Consider the following 1,132-nt stretch of genomic DNA (forward strand, 5'->3'; position numbering starts at 1 on the left):
GAGGGCGACATGGGAGATCCCCGCCGGCGGGGCTGGACGGAGGAGTTCAAGCGGGAGGCGGTCCGCCTGCTGTCGGCGGGCGGGCGGTGGGCGAGGTGGCGGCCGAGCTCGGGGTGGGCCGGTCGACGCTGACGCACTGGCGGCGGCGGTTCCAGGAAGCGGAGCTGCTGGCCGGACCTCACCCGGATGCGGAGAAGGAGCTGGCGCGGCCACGGCGGGAGAACGAGCTCCCGCGCCAGGAGCGGGGCCTGCTAAAAAGAGCAACGGCCTTCTTCGCCAGGGAGACAAGTCGACGGGGTCCCGGCTCATCGATGCGGAGGAGGCGACGGCGTCGATACCGCGCCTGTGCAGCATCCTTGGTGTGAGTGCGAGCGGGCACTGCGCCTGGAAGGCCAGGGCAGCCAGCCGGCGCCAGCGGGAGGACCTGATCCTCCTGGCCCATATTCGTGGTCACTTCGCCTGTCCGGACGAAACCTATGGCAGTCCGCGCATGCATGCCGAGCTGAAGGCCCGGGGGCTTTCGACCGGGCGTCACCGGGCAGCCCGCCCGATGCGCGACGACGGCCTGAGGGCGCGGCAAAGGCGGCGGTTCAAGCGCACCACCGACAGCCGGCACGACGACCCGGTTGCTCCGGACCTGCTGGAGCAGGACTTCACGGCCACGGGGCCGAACCGGAAGCGGGGCAGCGACATCTCCTACATCTGGACGGCGGAGGGCTGGCTCTACCTGGCCGTCGTGGTGGACCTCTACTCGCGCCGGACCGTCGGCTGGGCCGTGGGCGATCGGCTGAGGAAGGAACTGCCCATGGCCGCGCTGCAAAGAGCCCTGGTGATGCGCAGACCGCCGCCGGGTCCGGTGCGGCATTCCGACCGGGGCAGCCAATACTGCTCCGGCGCACACCAGCGGACGCTGCGCGATGCGGGCATTGCCAGCTCAATGAGCGGCAGGGGGGACTGCTTCGACAACGCCACGGTCGAAACCGTCTTCAAGACCCTGAAGGCGGAGATGGTCTGGCGAACCGTCTTCCTGTCACGCCAGCAGGCCAGACTCGCCCTTGGCCGCTGCATCGACGGCTTCTACAATCCAAGGCGGCGGCACTCAGCGCTCGGCTACCAGAGCCCTTGCGCCTTC

Annotated in this window: 1 pseudogene; it reads left to right on the forward strand. The window is 70.0% G+C overall.

Features of this window, described 5'->3' with window-relative positions:
- Window positions 1-9: 9 nt before the first annotated feature.
- Window positions 10-1,132, forward strand: a pseudogene (locus ABD067_RS26300) (IS3 family transposase); the annotation flags it as partial.

It is taken from the genome of Craurococcus roseus, assembly GCF_039523795.1.
GTDB lineage: Bacteria > Pseudomonadota > Alphaproteobacteria > Acetobacterales > Acetobacteraceae > Craurococcus > Craurococcus roseus.